Genomic DNA, 15,196 nt, shown 5'->3' on the forward strand with positions numbered 1-15,196 from the left:
AAACTCGCCACGCGCACGGAACTCAGCGAGATCGAAGACGACCAGCTGGCCGCCTATGAGCGTTTCCTCGCGGATACGACCGGCGTGACCGACCTCAGCGGCTTCGAGATGGGGACGGGAACCTTCCCTCCTGCCGACGAGGTATATCCCCTTGAGGAGACAAGCCCGGAAAGCCAGCGGCTCTTCGGGGAAGGTGAGACGGTTGAGGCGATGATCATCGCGACGGCGGCGCGCTATGAGACGCATCCCGGCGTCGTGAAGGTTGGGCTCACTCCGACGACCTGGCGCATTCTTTTCCAGTCGCTGGTGAAGCAGGAAAGCGGGTTTTCCAACGCGGCGATCAGCCCGGTCGGGGCCATGGGCTTTTGCCAGTTGATGCCCGGCACCGCCGCCGATCTCGGTGTCGATCCGACCGATCCGCTGCAGAACCTCGATGGTGGCGCCCGCTATCTCGCGACCCAATTGAACAGTTTTGGCCGGATCGACTTCGCGCTTGCGGCCTATAATGCCGGGCCCGGCAACGTCCAGAAATACGGTGGCATCCCACCCTTCGAGGAAACCCAGAACTACGTCCGCCGGATTTCGGGCTACTACGACGCCTATCTCTCGGTCATCACCGGTGCCGACGTGACAGGCACGCTGGCGGGGGTGGAGGGTGCAAGTGCCGAATGGGGCAATATGTCCGCGGCCTTCATCGGCTATTCCGGCCAGCAGTCGGGGCAGATCGAGGCCGCGATGGCCCGGATCAAGGGGTTCTTGGAAGAGGCAAAGCCCCAGACCCCGAAAGAAGCGGTCGACCAGAACACCTACATGCTCGCCGAGCGCGCGCGCCTCATGGCCCTGACGCTTCGTTTGCGCGCGGGTGCCGTCAAGGTCGAGGCGGCCCGGGGACTCTCGGACGCCGCGCAATCCCTGCAATACACCACCTTCTGGGAGTACACTCCGTGAGACCTTTCGTCCTTCGAACGAGGGCGCGTCTCGCGCTCGCCGTCTGTGCATCGCTTCTGGCATCACCTCTTCTTGCCCAAGGCGTGCCCGTCATCGACGGCACCAACCTTGCCAAGAACATCGAGCAATTGCAGGCGGCACTCCGCGATGCCGAAAACCAGATCGCGCAGATCGAAGAGTTGAAGAAGCAGGTCGAGACCGGTCTCGAGCAGCTGACCAACCTCGAAGGCATTCTCGGATCGATCTCGGGCCTGAACGAGATCGCAAGCCTCTACAATTCGGTTGAGGACCTGCGCTCGCGGGCAGCGAAGATCACCGATCTTTCCGGCTTTCAGGATGCGCTGACCATCGGGGATTTCGACGGGCTTCTGGACAGCCTTCTCGATGGCGACGTGACCATGGGCGACAAGATGGCCGCCGAATACATGCGCGACACGCTGGAAGGCGCCGGGCTGACTTCGGAAACCCTTGCTGGGTTGTCCTCCTCCACCAATCCGCAGGACAAGCTCATCGCGACGACCGCTGCTACGAGTGCCACAGCCATGGGCGTGGCGCAGCTCTCCTACGAGGAAGCCGCCCAAAGCCTCGCCCGGATCGACGGTTTGGTGGCCGAAATCGCCAATCAGGAGGGCCTGAAGGAAAGCATCGACCTCAACACCCGAATGGCCGCCGAGACCAACTACATGCTCGGCCAAATGTGGCGGCTGAACGCGGCTGCGGGTCTCGCTGCCGGGCAAACAGGCGTGAACTGGGCTGCCGAACAGGCCAAGGAAAAGAGCTTCTTCGATTACTCGGGGCCGAATGATGATGCGGGCATCTCATCAGGTGGTGGCGGTTGTTGCCCTCGTCTGCCTTGCCAGCTTCGCTGCGGCAGAAGACATCGCCACTTTCAGCGATTTTCAGTTGATCGAAGAAACCCGGGAAGCGGTGGTCGCACAGGATGCGGATGCTGCTCTCAACCTCCTGACCGAGATGCAGCGGCGAGGGACCGGGATCTTTGCGGGTGCAGAAAAGGCGCGCTGCGAAGAGGTGATCGACCTGCCCGAGGGGATCAGCGACTGGCGCTTCAAGGGGGCCGCGCGACAGGCCTACATCACTGCGGCGAAGAGCAAGGCTCTGAAGGCGGGGGCATGCGGCTGCCTCTTCGACGGATTCAGCTTCGACAACTTCACGTCGGAGATCTTGAGTAAGCCGGGCGCAGACCTCGTCAACGACGATCGTGCCGAGTTTGAGAGTTACCTCACGCAGCAACAACGCGAGACCGAGGCGCGCTATCGCGACCTCGAGACCGTCTGCCGGTCCATGTGATCAATGGCCATCATTGCCGACATCCTGACCCAGGTCGATGCTGCCGCAACCGCGGTTGGCGCCACGGCGTTCGACGCCGTGGCGGCCGAGATCGTACCTGTGTTTCGGGTCGGATCGGTTTTGGTGGTGGCCCTGGTTGGAATCAACCTGATGGCACAAGCCGTGCCAATGACCCTGCGCAACGGGCTCGGCCTGATGGTTCGGATCGCGGTTGCCTCGGCATTCCTGTCATCCTGGACCAACTTCAATTCGGTCTATGGTGTCCTGACCAATGCCCCGAGTGAGATCGGGGCTGTCGTCCTCGAGGCATTTGGCGGTGGAGCGGGAAATCTCTACGAGGGGCTCGACTCGCTCTACCTTCAGGCTCTCGATGTCGGGCAGGCGATCAGCCAGAACGGCAGCTATATCACAGGCGCCCTCGCGGGCTTGCTGATGTTTCTTGTCGCCGCCCTCATGGCGACGGTGTCGATCATCGTGATCTCGGCCGCGAAGATCATGATCGGCGTCCTCGTGATCTTCGCACCCATCGCTATTGCCTGCACGCTCTTCAAGGTGACAGCCCCACTTTTCGACCGATGGGTGAACCTCGCCCTCGGCTTTGCTTTCTACCCGATGCTCACCTCGGGCATGGCGGCGTTCACCATCGCAATCGCCCGCGACCTGACACCCGCCTCCCTCGCCTCGGTGGAAACCATCGGCGACGTGCTGAGCTTCGTGGTCGTCATGATGCTCGGCACCGGCCTCATGGCCATGGTGCCGACGATCGCGCAGTCGCTCGCGTCGACCGCGACCGGTCTCGGCAGCGTCGCAGCCTCGACCTTCCGTACCGCCGACAGCGTCAAGGGTTACGGACGAACTGGCATCGCGTCCGGGATCGGCGCAGGGCGGGGAGCGGCTGGATTGGATGCGGGCGGCCGCCGACCATCGGACGCACGTCTGAACGGCAATACCGCCGGACAGATCGGCAGGTCCGCCGTGCAGACGGCGATGCGGCTCGCCAGCCGGACGCCGGACAAGAGCTGAAGCCCCAGAATTCGAGAAGTGGAGGACCGCCCATGGAGGCGCATGGATTTGATGTCGATCTCGTTCTGGAGCCCCGCCTCTCGGCCCGGCGTGCCTGGATCGTCGCGAGTGCCGCAGGCGGGCTGAGCCTGATCCTTGCAACCGCGCTGGTCCTCGTCCTGCCCTTGCGGGAAACACAGGTCTTCACCGTCCTCGTTGATCGCCAGACCGGTGACGCCGAAAACATCCTGCAGGTCGCCCCGACCGGGATCGAGGACCAGGAAGCGCTGAAGCAAAGCCTCCTCGTGGCTTACGTCTCCGACCGCGAAGGCTATTTCCTGGCCGGCATCCAAGCCCGGCTTGAAAGTGTCCAGCGCCGCTCGACGGGGAGCGCTGAGGAAAGCCTGCGACTTCTCTGGTCGAAGGGCGGCGGCAACACAGCCTATCCGCCCGACGTCTATGGCCCTGGAGCGGAAGTCACGGTGACCGTGCGCCGGATCACGTTCCTTTCGCCAAACGTCGCCCAGATCCGTTTCCTCAAAACCCTGCGCAAGACGAAGCAGGAGCCTGTGACCCAGCCCTTCGTCGCCACGGTCGAGTTCGCCTTCGAGCCGAAGACGGAACGCTCCCTCGCCCATGTCTGGGAAAACCCGCTCGGCTTCACCGTCTCGGCCTACCGCGTCGATGCCGAAACCCTGGAGACCAATCCATGACCCGTTCTTTTCTCCTTCCGGGACTTGCCTTCGCCTGCGCCCTCGGCCTCGCGAGTATCTCCTCTGCTGAAATCGCGCCCGCGTCGATGGGCGCCGATGCCCGCGTCCGGTCGGTTCTCTACAACCCCGTCGATGTCATCCGGCTCGACACGCATCTCCGCGTGAACACCGCCATCGAACTCGGTGCCGGCGAGCGGATCGATTCCGTCCTACTCGGCGACAGCGAGGCCTTCGAGGTCGAGGTGCTCTCGAACCGGACCACGGTTTCCGTGAAACCCCTGATAGCCGGGGCCGAGACCAACATGACAGTCTATACTGGGCGACGCACGATCTCGCTGTCGATCAGCGAGGGCAGGTCTCGTAACCCGACCTATCGGCTCGTCCTGCGCTATCCTGAGACGGGCACAAGCCGGACCGCCCGCAGCACGGTGGCCGCAGGTTCGCGCGACATCGGCTATGCTTGGTCGGGCGATGAGACCCTGAAACCTGTCCATATCTGGAACGATGGGCAAGCGACGTACTTCGCCTTCGCGCCAGGCCTCCGGCCGTCGATCTTCGGTGTGGATGCTACGGGCCGCGAAGTGACGCTGAACTCCGGCACGCACGGCAGCATCGTCCGCGTCTCGGGCCTGCGCTCCGCCTATTCGATCCGGATCGGGACGCAGGTTCTGTGCATCGAGCGGGTGGAAGGGGGCATGACCACCGATCCGGCCCTGCTCGCCAAGCTTCAGGGTTGGGAGTTCTGACATGGCTGATCCTGAGATGACCGATCCGCAGAAGGGCGCCGAGCCGGACTACAAGGTCGAGCGACCCAAGCCGAAAATGACCCGGCAGCAGCGACTTGGCATGGGCGCACTCTTGGCCGGAGCCAGCCTTGCCGCGCTCTGGACGGTCTGGCCTTCCAGCCGCACAATCCCCGATGTGGAAACCTCAGCCGTCGAGGAATTCCAGGATCAGGCGGGCGGCTCGCCCTTCGGAGCGATTGAGCCGGGACCGGAAGCTAAGCCCTCAGGTGATGGGTTCTCAGACATCGAAGGGGAACTGGCCTCACAGCGCGAAGACCTCGAAGCGCGGAACGCCACACTCCAGTCCGAGGTTGAACGGCTGCAGCGCGAGTTGGGTGATCTTGCCGACAGGGCCGATGCCGAGAAGGACCAGACAGCCAAGGAACTGGCGCTCGCCCTAGAAGAGGCACAGTCGCAGAACATTGCTCTGATGGAAGACATGCGACGGCAGTTCGATCAGGAGATCGCCGTCCTGAAGGCAAGCGCCGACACTGCGGGTGCCGCGGAAGCCCAACGAGAGGCTGAGTTGGCGGCCAAGCGTGCCGAGCGCGAGGCGCAGCTCGCGGCCCGCGTGGCGTCACCTTCGGTCGTCTTCGACGATGGTCAAAAGGGTGGGGCAGGGGATGCCCGTATGGGGATGCCCGAGGCCCCAGCCGAGGGTCGAGATGCGACAGGTCGGGATTTCGTACAGTCGGGGCGCGAAGCCACCACCACGGAAGTGAGCCAGGTGATCGCGAATCCTTCGAACACCGTCCTTCAGGGTACGATGATCGAAGCGACCCTGGAGAATGCGGTCGACTCGAGCTTGCCTGGCCAGATCACAGCGATCGTGACCCGACCGGTTTGGTCCTTCGATCAGGCCCAGATCCTGATCCCCGCCGGCGCGCGCCTCTTCGGCGATTATTCTTCGGACGTGGCCATCGGCCAAGGTCGCATTCTTGTCGCCTGGACGCGGCTCGTCACCCCGGATGGGCAATCCGTGCAGATGGAGGCCTTCGGTGGCGACGCCCAAGGTCGTTCCGGCATCACCGGCAAGGTCAACACGCGCTTCGGCGCACGGTTCGGGTCGGCTGCGCTGATCTCTCTTCTCGGGGCCGCCCCAGCCGTTGCCGCCGCGAAATACACTGACGAGATCAGTTCCGACACGGCCGAGAGCATGGGCGAGGACCTGAGCGCTGCCACGGGCTCAGCGGTCGAGGCCTATACGAGCCTGCCGCAGATCATCACCGTCGCCCCCGGAGCCGCAATCACGGTCATGGTCGATCGCGACTTGGAAATCTGGTGATGGATGATCGGCCGAGCTTCCTCGGGTCCTACCTGACGCCAATTGCGCCGCTGTTCTTACGGGACGATCTGGTCGAGGTGGCGATCAACCCGGATGGAAAAGTCTGGATCGAGCGAAAGGGTGCAACCCACATGGAGCGGGTCTCGCATCTGTCCATCGATCGGGTCCTGTCTAACAACCTTGGGCAGGCAATAGCTTCTGCCGTTGGTGTGCAGTTCTCCGACAAGAAGCCGACCGTTTCGGGAAAGATCGTCTTGGGCGATATGGCGATCCGGGCGCAGGTTGTGGCGCCGCCCATAGTGGAAGGCGGGATGGCCATCACGTTCCGGCCATTCAAGGTTTCGGCCGATCAGCTGATCGAGCCGCGCCTCCTACACGGTGGTCTTGTCGATCTCGACGCCAAGCGTCGGGCAAGGGCAGGGGAGGCAATGAAGCTTGCTGAGGCGGGGCAGGTCGTCGAGGCCATGCGGCTTTGCGTCGAGGAGCGCATGAACATCCTGATCTCTGGCGGCACCTCGACCGGCAAGACGACATTTGCTCGGTCTTTGTTGTCGATGGTGGACCCGGGCGAGAGGATCCTGACCATCGAGGATGCCTATGAGCTGTTCCCCCGTCAGGAGAACGCGGTATCGCTTAAGGCTGATCGCAGTGCCCAAGGCGAACGGACGCCTGCGCGGCTACTGGAAGCCTCGCTTCGGATGCGTCCAGACCGGATCATTCTTGGTGAGTTGCGGGGTGAGGAAAGCCGGACCTTCCTGGAAGCGATCAACACCGGGCACGGTGGTTCGTTCACAACCATCCATGCCGACACCGCCCGGAAAGCCATAGATCGGTTGGCGATCATGGTCATGGCCGCCGGGCTGGGCATGGGGTTCGAGGAGGTGAAGCGGTACTGCGAGGGAAGTGTGGATCTGGTGGTGCAACTTTCGCGGCAGGCTGGGCGGCGTGGGGTGGCGGAGATACTGTGCCTGTGAGGGTCGCGAAGGGCGGTAAGCGGCCTGATGCAGGTGAGGCGTTTCAGTTGCAACATGCAACAATAGCAGATGCCCACGAGGCAGAGGCGATCTGCGACCGCTTCAATCAAGCCGCTGGGCGCAGCACGTTAAAACCGCGTCAAAAGCAGCAGCATGAGTTCGACGAAGAGCGCAAGCGGCGGCGTCAGCTTGAATTGGAAAGGCAGCGCGAACTGGGCCGGGATCTGGGCTGGGAGCTGTCGGCTGCAATGTCCGCCACCTCACGGGCGGCGGGCACGGCTTCATCCCGCACAGCACGAAAGCATCGCCACGTCCTTATCGAAGGTCTGAGCCGCGAGCCTCAGGCCTTCGACCGTGGTCAGATAAGGGAAAATGGTCTCCCCGAGTGCCTTGGTGGTCATCCCGAACTTCAGGGCCATGGCCAGCGTCTGGGCGCTGTCGGAACCTTCAGGCGCGGCGATCACACCGCCCAAAAGTCTATCGGTCTTTGCATCCGCCACCAGTTTGATGACACCGCGCGTGTCACGGGCCGCGAGCGCTCGAGGCACGTTGTCGAGCGTCAGAACGCTGGTTTTCACGTCATAGCCGGCTGCAACGGCCTGTTCCACAGTCAACCCTACGCCCGCCACCTGCGGATCAGTGAACACCACCCAAGGCATCGCTCTATTGTCATAGCACTCTGCACCGCCCATGGCATTCCTTGCGGCCAGCTTTGCTCCATAGGCGGCCATATAGACAAACTGGTCACGGTTGGTCACATCCCCTGCGGCATAAATGCCGGGGCGGGTGGTCTGCATGTCGTCGCCCACCACGATTGCCCCTCGCCGGTCGGTCTCGATCCCCATTTCGGAAAGCCCCAGGCCTTCGGTATTGGGGCTGCGTCCGGTGGTCAGCACCAGATGATCTGCTGTCAGTTCCAGTCGCTTGCCGCGTTCTTCGATGCACAGCACGGCGCGCTTGCCATCCCGATTGCAAGTATCATAGGTCACGCCGCAGTGCATTGTGATGCCTTCGCCCCGGAACACCTCTGTCAGAGCTTCCGACACTTCGGGTTCGGCCTGCGGCAGAAGGCGCGAGCGGCAGACCATGGTAACCTTGACGCCCATCCGCGCCATCATCTGTGCCAGTTCCGCACCGATATAGCCACCGCCAAGGAAGACTAGGCTTTCCGGCAGCGTTTCCAGCGCAAGAAGGGACGTGCTGTCCAGCGTGGGCACTTGCCTGATTCCCGGAATGGGCGGCAGGGCGGGGCGGCCACCCGTGGCTATGATGACTTTGGGCGCACGGATCAGGCGCGCGCCGACCTGCACGCCACCGGGGACAAGCCGGGCCGCCCCTTCGTCAATGTAGGTAATCCCCTCATAGCCGGGCAGCAGATCGGCATATTTCTTTTGACGCAGACTAGAAACCAAGGCGTCCTTCCCGGCCATCAGCGCCGCCCAATCATCGACCTGTGCAGCCCCGGATAGTCCCGGAAACCGTTTCGCCGCCTTCGCGCCGTGGATCGCTTCCGCCGCACGGATCAAGGCCTTTGACGGCACGCAGCCCACGTTCACACAGGTGCCGCCGATCAGCCCGTGTCCGATCAGCGCTACACGCTTGCCCGCCCCGGCCGCCGTGATCGAGGCGGAAAACCCCGCCGATCCCGCCCCGATTACAGCCATGTCGAAAGAATTTTGGTCTGGACGGGGAATGGTGCAGCAATCGTTCATGATTGTATTCCTTTAGGAGTTTCTGGCGTTCCGCTGGCGTCGCCAGAGGGCATAAATCGTAAGGCCGATGAAGACGGCGAGGGCAGGCAAGAGCACGACATCAAGCCAACCCAGCAGGGCTGACAGGCCGACAAAACCGAGGAGCACGGCCAGAACCGGCGTGAAGCAGCACAGCGCGGCGATGACGGTGCCGACAATGCCGGTGATCAGTAGACGGCGTTCGGATGGATCGCCGCTCATGGCCCGTGCTGCCTTTCCGAAACGCCCGGCTCGCAGCTTCCCAACTGCGCGCGCCGACGGCTGCGCCAAGTCAGTGCCGCAACGGCTGCCATCATGACTGCTACCAGGCCGCCAGCGCCGCTGATCCATCCGCCAACCGCACCGATGATCGCGGCCAGGGCGATGCCGCCACCACCGCAACAGACAACCACCAGCGGGGCGGCGATCAGCGTCGCCAACACCCCGCCCTGAATGTCGTCGCGCATTGGCTTTAGCCCTTCACATTGGCCGGATAGCCCGCCTGTGCCGAGGCTTCCGCAATCGTTGCCGCATTGGTCAGGGCCGGATCGAAGATCACCATCGCGCTGCGGCTGTCAAAGTCCACCTCGACCGATTGCACCCCTTCGACCCCGCTCATCGCGGCCTTGACCGTCACCGGGCAGAGTCCGCAAGTCATGTCCGGCACATCGAAAGTGACCTCGGTCAGTGTGGATGCGGTCGCCGGAGCCGATTGGGCGAAGACGAATGACGCTGTGGCGGGCAGGCCGAGCATCGCCGCGCCGAGAGCCAGAATTGCAAAACGTTTCATAAGGTTTCCTTTTGGTTTCAGTAAAGCAGAGGTGCCCACCAGTTGAGCGTCACGGACAGCAGGACCAGCACTGTTGCCGCCCAAAGCACCGTTTTGGTGAGGCGCGACGATTGCGGGCGGGCGCAGTACGACCCCTCCACGCATACGGGTTTTGTCCGAAAATAAACGTGCCAGAACCCCAGCCCGATAAAGACAATGGCGATGCCCGAGGTCAGCGGCTTGTAGGGTTCAAGGGCTGTCAGATTTCCGATCCATGCACCGGATATTCCCAGCGTCACCAGCACCAGCGGCACGATGCAGCAGGCCGAGGCCAGAAACGCCCCCGCCAGCCCAAGTGTGGCAAACAGGCCCTTGTGATCGGCGCTTCGCGGCGCGGTTTCGGCATCGTGAATGTCACTCATCGCAGGGTTCCTTGTCATCCCGTTGCAACCTGCCTACGGTCTGTAGTGACTACAGGTGCAAGGGAAATCACCATGACTGTCGTTCACGAAGCTGCGACCCGCAAAGAAAGCCTCAAGGCAGGGGTATTGCGCCGGGCCGATCTGGCCCGCGCGACCGGCTGCAATCTGGAGACGATCCGCTATTACGAGACGGCGGGCATCCTGCCACCACCCGCCCGGACGGATGCAGGTCATCGGACCTATGAGGCCACGGATGTGCAGCGCCTGCGCTTCGTCATGCGCGCCCGCGAGCTGGGGTTTTCGCTAGACGACATTCGCGGATTGCTTGGCCTTGGCGATGGCGCGCTGCAGTCCTGCGCCGAGGTCAAAGAAAAAACCGAGGCACATCTGACGGATGTCAGGGCAAAGATCGCCGACCTGCAAAGGATCGAAGCTCTCCTGTCCCGCACCGCCGCGCTTTGCAGCGGCGGGGATCGTCCCGAATGCCCGGTGCTGGATATTCTCCGACATTAGCGGCCGTTTCGGTTGGGGACAGAGATGCCGAAGCTTTGTTCAAAGATCCCTTCGCGAAGATCACTTTGCAACGGCAGGTCTGCATAGACGTGCCGCTGCGGATCTTCTTGGTCCGGCTAGGTGATGCCCGCGCCATGTGGCGAAGAACTCCCGCTCACCACACCGTCGCTTTTGGTTCGACTAGGAATTGCTGCGGCAGGAAAGAATGACTGGTTAGGGGAATTCCGATAGAAGCACGTAAACAGGGTCGGCGGACCGAAATAGGCCGAAGTTTGCCTGTAGGAGCATGAGGTGAGGTTCAGCGACCAAGCATCGGTTAGACCCGAGTCGGCACTTTCCGTGTGTGCTTGGCGCTCTCCGCAATTGCCCGAAACACCCGCGCCGCCTCCCCGAAGACCTCGGCATCTGCCTGTCCGGCGGACGCAGCCAACCCCGACAGTTTTCCAACGGCGATTTGCCTGCCAACCGCTCCGCTTCCCGGTATACTCGGCAATCCCTTACCTTTCCGCGCTCGATCAATCGGGGCAAAGTGCCGATCCTCGAAGTACCGGATGTGCCGCGCCCGGATCGGATACTGCCCCTCGGGCAGCACCAGCACCTGATTCAGCGGAAACCGCAGCACTTCGTTTGCCGAAATCAACGGCCGCTCTTCCGACCGCCTGCTGACATTGGCACTGTCCTCCAGGGCGCGAACCCGCGACTGGCTCTCGGTCACTGCCGTTATGGTGGAGCGCCCCAAGGCATTCGAGAGCACCTCGGCGGTCCGATCATCTTGTGGCGTCATGTAGATCTGCACCCCGGCCCCACCTTGCAGAGAGCGCCGCCCGGTTTCGCCATAGATGTCATCTAGGCCGGGAATGGTCTGGGAGATGATGAAGAAGCGCCCGCCGAAGCTGCGTATGGTCTTGATAGAAGAAAGAACAAGGGGCTGTCGGCCCAGCTGGTCGAATTCGTCCATCAGGAACATGACCGCATGGGGTTCGTCCTGACCAGGCTCACGGCGCTGGAGGGAGGCGATGGCATCCGCGAAGAGCAGACGGACGAGGGGGGCGAGAGTTTTCAGGTGCTCGGGCTGGACGACGATGTAGAGGCTTTGGGGATCGCGGCGGAAGGTCGAGAAGTCGAAGTCGCTGGCGGAGGTCACGCGGTCGACCGCGGGGTCGTTCCAAAGCTCGAGACCGGAGCCTTGGATGACGGACACATAGGCGCCGAGGGTCTTCTCCGGGACGTCGGCCATCTCTAGGAAGGTGCGGGAGATGATCGGGATGTTCGTGGTCTCGGCAATGGCCGTATAGCTCTTCTTCTTGTCGCCACCCCCGGCCATGATCTCACCGGCAAAGCCCAAAGTCGGGCGGCGCTGTTCGATGGCGTAGAGGCACGAGGCGATGAAGAGCCGCTTGCCGGCATTGAAGAAGCTCTGGGCGCTTTCGCCTTCCGGGATGAGGAAGAGGTCGGCCATCGAGTTCAGCGCGGTGTACTGACGCTCAGCGGAGGGCAGGGCGGCGATCCGGGCAAGCGGGTTGAACCGGTGCGAGCTCCGGTCCTCATCGAAGGGCGAGAAGTACCAAATGCCGTTCTTCAGCCCATGCTTGCGGTGGATGGAGGTCTTGGCGAAGTTCTCACCTTTCACGTCGAGGATGATCGCCGAGCCTGAGAAATGGAGGAGGTTCGGGATGACGAAGCCGACTCCTTTCCCCCGGCCCGTGGGGGCGATCATCATCGCATGCGGGAAGCGGTCTGGCGGCGCCATCACGAAGGGCGCGTCGGACTTCGGAAGGCCGAGCTTGCCGAAGATGAAACCGTTCTGATCGAGGGTTCCGACCATGTGGTTTCGCTTCAACTCGCGACGCGACTGGAAATGCGCGTCGTCATACTGGTTGAGGCGGCCGCGATGTACCCCAGCTAATCCGACGAGCGTCAGCGCGACCGTCACAGCACCGGTGATGATCAATGCGCCCTGCAGGACTGAAGGCCGCGCGGCGAGGTCGGCCCATTCGTAGCGCAAGAACCAGGGGCCTGTTGGGCTAAGCGTATCGAGGCTCTCCCGGAAGGCTGTGATCACATAGATCGTCGCCAGCATGCCGCCGATGTAGAGACCCGTCAGCAGTCCAAGGAGCAGCGCCAGCGGATACCGCCAGGCGGTGTCGAGATTCGAAAGCATGGGTCTGTCCTCAGAGTTCGTGGCCGGTGTCGCGTTCGACGGCGCGGTCGCGCTGCCCCAGCTCGGCGGCGCGATTCTGTGCACGTGCCAGATCTGCCCAGGGTCCGACCTCGCCCGATTGACCGAGGTCTCCTTCGTTCTTCAGTTCATGCGCGACGGCCGCCCGGAGTGCTGGATCTCGGACCTGCTCGTTGAGCGGGGCGAGGTCGCCGGACCGGACGCGGTCGAGATCCTCGGGTTTCAGGGTGTCGTGCAGGCGGTCGACGATGGCTTCCAGCGCGGGCACATCAGAGAGCCTCATATGGCGATCGACGGTGAGCAACTGGTCGCGCGCAATGGCCTCGGTCAACTCCGGCGCTAGGTTGAAAGCCGCGACTTCCGCCTGAACCTCCTGTCCCAAAGCGCGCTCCGTTTCCATCCAGAACACCTTTTGCATTGTGTTCGGCTGCTCAGTAATCCAGCTCGCCCGCTGGCCCTCACTGCGCTCGGCCAAACTGAAGCGGGCGACCATTTCCTCGACGGACGTGCCGGCTATGCGAAGCTCATCTTCCCGGATCGAGAACAGCGCCGTCAGCCGTTCGCCGATCTCGTCGCGAACATGTGCAAGGGTCGCGCGAAGACCTTCGTCGAGGGAAACCCCCTCGGTCTGGCCTTGGTCCAACCGCTCAAGTGAGGCGAGGGTCGGGTTGTGATAGGGATCGGTGTTCCGGTCGGCAACTTGGGCATGCTCTGCGAGGAGGATGCTGTCGGGTGCGAGTTTCAGCGAGGCGCGGGCCTGCTCGGCAAAGCTGCGCTCCAGGTCGACCCGCTCGGCAGAGGGTTCCATGGCGCGAATTGCCTCCCAGGCCTCTGTGGCCGAAGCGATCATCTCGTTGCGCGCTGCCTCAACCCGTGTGGCGGGGTCGCCTTCGGCATGAAGCGAGTGATCGGGCATCAGGGGAACTCCTTGTCTGAGAGCGGCGGCAGACGCGCCAAGCGCCCGGGCCAGCCGGGAAAGGTAGGAAGCGGCACTTGCCTCGGTGCCGGTTGCGGCGGCAAGGTCGGCGAGGTCGCCAAGGGTCTTGTATTCACGGGCGAAGCCCTGCATCGCGGCGAGCCGTCGGCTCCGCTCCCCGTCAGACAGCGGCGGCGGGGGAGGTGGCGTGGCCTTCCCGCCCTCTCGCGATGCACGCAGCTCGGATTGGCGCGGCGGGTTCTCGACAATGCCGCGGGAAAGGCGCGACGAGGCGAGGATGTTCAGCCCATGCGACTGACTGATCTCGGCGTGAAGCTCGCGCATCACATCGAAGTTCAGCGCGGCATGACGACAGATCGATAGGAATCGGCCTTCCTCGATGCCATGCTTATCGACCACGAAATGCGCATGCAGATGGTCAGTGTCCTTGTGCAGGGCAGCAACGTATCGCCAGACATCCCCATACTCACCGGACCCGAACACAGCTTGCCCCCATTCCCGGGCGATGACCTCAGCACGTTCGGCGTCCACCCCCCGCGGAAAACTCAGGACGATGTGATCGGCATGCCCCCGACGCGGCGCACCTGTCCAGGTCGAAGACCAGATATCGGCCGTCCGCTCCGTTCGGGCAGGATCGAAATCACGCTCATAGCCCGCCAGGTTGCACCAAGTGCTCTGCACCCCCTCTTCCCGGGCCACATAGTCGAGAAGGCGCTTCAGCTCCTGTGGGGTGCGGGCGCTGCCGCCGGCGATGCGTTTGACGACCGACTGCCAGCCACGGGGCCCACCAGCGTTTCGCAGAAGCGCCCGGGTCTGGCGTTCCTTGCGCGTGCCGAGACGGGACGATGAGCCGTCGCCACCACCCCGCCCACGACGACGGTCGTCGAGAACATGACCGAGAACCAGATCCTCGACGGAAGGCGACCGGGTCATTTCGGCGCCTCGGCAGAAGTATCAGTGGCAAGAACGAAAGGAGAGGTTTGATCACCAAGTCCCTGCTTGGCCCTCAGCGCCGAGAGGAGGTGGACCACCTCTTCGACAAGGTCATCGACCCGCGCTCCGACCTTGCGCACCAGGGCGGCATCACGGGCATTCCAGGTCAGACGACCGACCGCCCCCAGTCGGGCGATCTGGTTGAGGTTGTTGCCGACAGCGGACAATTCCCGCCTGGCTGCAGCGATGGCATCAAGCTCGTCTGCCTGGATGGCCAGACGATCGCTTGCCTGTCTGACCAGATGCCTGACTGCCTCGGAAACCGTCAGACCGTTTGCTTCGGCAACCGCCTGAAAGGCTGCATGCTCGTCTTCCGTGATGCGGATGTTCAACTTTACCGAAAGCCGCCGCACCTCCTTCCGATCAAGGCTGCCCTTGATCCGTGACAGCGCCTGGCGGGAACGGCCCATCGACCTCGCCACGGCCGCGACGCTCTCGCCAGCGAGGAGCCGCGCCGTGATGGCTGCAGTCTCAGTTGAGGTCAGGCGTGAGCGTGGCATTGCATCATTAAATGTGTTTTGCAGTCATTGCGCATCATGTACCACACACCACCGTTCCTGCCAACCGTCCTCACCGGCCGGTTTCCGCTCCTCTGAAGAGGAGCCCGCGTGCGGAAACCGGACAGCCGGTGAGGACTC

The 15,196-nt window shown here is 63.0% G+C and carries 16 protein-coding genes and 1 pseudogene; 9 read left to right on the forward strand and 8 right to left on the reverse strand.

From position 1 onward, the window contains the following. The 8 genes and pseudogenes from GV832_RS20825 to GV832_RS20855 form a co-directional block, all read left to right on the forward strand. A partial coding sequence (locus GV832_RS20825; protein WP_168776803.1) for a lytic transglycosylase domain-containing protein occupies positions 1-948 on the forward strand: 948 nt, incomplete at its 5' end. Between the two features lie 83 nt (positions 949-1,031). Then, positions 1,032-1,631 (forward strand): annotated as a pseudogene (locus GV832_RS22605) (type IV secretion system protein); the annotation flags it as partial. Between the two features lie 118 nt (positions 1,632-1,749). After that, positions 1,750-2,256 carry a hypothetical protein gene (locus GV832_RS22205; RefSeq protein ID WP_227754594.1) on the forward strand — a complete coding sequence of 169 codons (507 nt, stop codon included), beginning with the start codon at positions 1,750-1,752 and terminating at the stop codon, positions 2,254-2,256. Positions 2,257-2,259: 3 nt separating this feature from the next. Next, a complete protein-coding gene (locus tag GV832_RS20835; protein WP_168776805.1) occupies positions 2,260-3,279 on the forward strand; it encodes a TrbL/VirB6 family protein in 1,020 nt (339 codons plus the stop codon). Between the two features lie 32 nt (positions 3,280-3,311). Then, entirely contained in the window at positions 3,312-3,971 is a 660-nt protein-coding gene (locus GV832_RS20840) for a VirB8 family type IV secretion system protein (RefSeq protein ID WP_168776806.1), read from the forward strand. After that, entirely contained in the window at positions 3,968-4,717 is a 750-nt protein-coding gene (locus GV832_RS20845; protein WP_168776807.1) for a TrbG/VirB9 family P-type conjugative transfer protein, read from the forward strand. Before GV832_RS20840 ends, GV832_RS20845 begins: the two co-directional genes overlap by 4 nt. A 1-nt stretch (position 4,718) precedes the next feature. Continuing rightward, positions 4,719-6,041 carry a TrbI/VirB10 family protein gene (locus tag GV832_RS20850; protein WP_168776808.1) on the forward strand — a complete coding sequence of 441 codons (1,323 nt, stop codon included), beginning with the start codon at positions 4,719-4,721 and terminating at the stop codon, positions 6,039-6,041. After that, complete coding sequence (locus tag GV832_RS20855) at positions 6,041-7,015, forward strand: ATPase, T2SS/T4P/T4SS family (RefSeq protein ID WP_126976274.1); 975 nt, start codon at positions 6,041-6,043, stop codon at positions 7,013-7,015. The genes GV832_RS20850 and GV832_RS20855 overlap by 1 nt, the downstream gene beginning before the upstream one ends. 281 nt (positions 7,016-7,296) lie before the next feature. On the opposite strand, the gene merA is transcribed toward GV832_RS20855, so the two are convergent. Genes merA through GV832_RS20880 form a run of 5 tightly spaced genes read right to left on the reverse strand, consistent with a single transcriptional unit; the run spans position 7,297 to position 9,936 of the window. Continuing rightward, positions 7,297-8,727 (reverse strand): mercury(II) reductase, encoded by a 1,431-nt coding sequence (gene merA / locus GV832_RS20860; RefSeq protein WP_126976275.1) that lies wholly within the window; start codon positions 8,725-8,727, stop codon positions 7,297-7,299. A gap of 12 nt (positions 8,728-8,739) precedes the next feature. Then, positions 8,740-8,967 carry a mercury resistance system transport protein MerF gene (gene merF / locus GV832_RS20865; protein WP_126976276.1) on the reverse strand — a complete coding sequence of 76 codons (228 nt, stop codon included), beginning with the start codon at positions 8,965-8,967 and terminating at the stop codon, positions 8,740-8,742. After that, on the reverse strand, positions 8,964-9,212 hold the full coding sequence (locus GV832_RS20870) for a hypothetical protein (RefSeq protein WP_126976277.1): 249 nt from the start codon (positions 9,210-9,212) through the stop codon (positions 8,964-8,966). Before GV832_RS20870 ends, merF begins: the two co-directional genes overlap by 4 nt. A 5-nt stretch (positions 9,213-9,217) precedes the next feature. After that, a complete protein-coding gene (locus tag GV832_RS20875) occupies positions 9,218-9,535 on the reverse strand; it encodes a heavy-metal-associated domain-containing protein (protein WP_126976278.1) in 318 nt (105 codons plus the stop codon). A 17-nt stretch (positions 9,536-9,552) separates the two neighbouring features. Further along, complete coding sequence (locus tag GV832_RS20880; RefSeq protein ID WP_126976279.1) at positions 9,553-9,936, reverse strand: mercuric transporter MerT family protein; 384 nt, start codon at positions 9,934-9,936, stop codon at positions 9,553-9,555. Positions 9,937-10,008: 72 nt separating this feature from the next. On the opposite strand from GV832_RS20880, the gene GV832_RS20885 reads away from it, so the two are divergent. Further along, on the forward strand, positions 10,009-10,449 hold the full coding sequence (locus GV832_RS20885; protein ID WP_126976280.1) for a MerR family transcriptional regulator: 441 nt from the start codon (positions 10,009-10,011) through the stop codon (positions 10,447-10,449). A 316-nt stretch (positions 10,450-10,765) separates the two neighbouring features. On the opposite strand, the gene GV832_RS20890 is transcribed toward GV832_RS20885, so the two are convergent. From GV832_RS20890 to GV832_RS20900, 3 genes are read right to left on the reverse strand one after another with little or no spacing between them, the layout of a single operon-like run. After that, positions 10,766-12,610 (reverse strand): type IV secretory system conjugative DNA transfer family protein, encoded by a 1,845-nt coding sequence (locus GV832_RS20890; protein ID WP_168776809.1) that lies wholly within the window; start codon positions 12,608-12,610, stop codon positions 10,766-10,768. A 10-nt stretch (positions 12,611-12,620) separates the two neighbouring features. Continuing rightward, positions 12,621-14,498, reverse strand: coding sequence for a relaxase/mobilization nuclease domain-containing protein (locus GV832_RS20895; protein WP_168776810.1), 1,878 nt, complete (start codon positions 14,496-14,498; stop codon positions 12,621-12,623). Continuing rightward, positions 14,495-14,968, reverse strand: a complete 474-nt coding sequence (locus GV832_RS20900; RefSeq protein ID WP_164738210.1) for a plasmid mobilization protein — start codon at positions 14,966-14,968, stop codon at positions 14,495-14,497. The genes GV832_RS20895 and GV832_RS20900 overlap by 4 nt, the downstream gene beginning before the upstream one ends. Positions 14,969-15,196: the final 228 nt, after the last annotated feature.

Source organism: Stagnihabitans tardus, assembly GCF_009925085.1.
In the GTDB taxonomy this organism is placed as follows: domain Bacteria; phylum Pseudomonadota; class Alphaproteobacteria; order Rhodobacterales; family Rhodobacteraceae; genus Stagnihabitans; species Stagnihabitans tardus.